The sequence below is a fragment of the Myxococcus sp. AB025B genome (assembly GCF_006518215.1).
GTDB classification, from domain to species: domain Bacteria; phylum Myxococcota; class Myxococcia; order Myxococcales; family Myxococcaceae; genus Myxococcus; species Myxococcus fulvus.
In genome coordinates, this window is the sequence record NZ_SRLW01000707.1 from 1 (window position 1) to 463 (window position 463).

Annotated in this window: 1 protein-coding gene; it reads left to right on the forward strand. The window is 75.2% G+C overall.

Annotated elements, in window-relative coordinates:
* Nucleotides 1-463 (forward strand): RCC1 domain-containing protein (locus tag FL311_RS43615; protein WP_368668626.1); only part of this gene is annotated, 463 nt, incomplete at both ends.

Genomic DNA, 463 nt, shown 5'->3' on the forward strand with positions numbered 1-463 from the left:
CGTGTGGGCCTGGGGCGGCAATGGCGCCGGCCAGCTTGGCGGGGCGGCGCTGTCCCTCCAGGGGCTGGCGCCGGTGCGGCTGGCGGCGCTGGAGGCCATCGTGTCGGTGGTGTCCGGAGCTGCCCACTCGCTCGCGCTGGACGCGGATGGCACGGTGTGGACATGGGGCAGCAACAGCTCCGGGCAGCTCGGGGACGGCACCACCACCGACCGCGCGACGCCGATGCAGGTGGCTGGCCTTGCCAGCGTGGTGGCGGTGGCCGCCGGAGACTTCCACTCGCTGGCGCTGCGTGAAGACGGCACGGTGTGGGCGTGGGGGACGAACTTCCACGGACAGCTCGGCCGGGGGCACACGCAGCCGGGGCTCACGCCCGAGCAGGTCCCCGGGCTGAAGGGCGCGGTCGCGCTCGCCGCGGGCTTCGACTTCACCCTGGCCGTGCTCGAGGACGGCACGGTGCGCGCG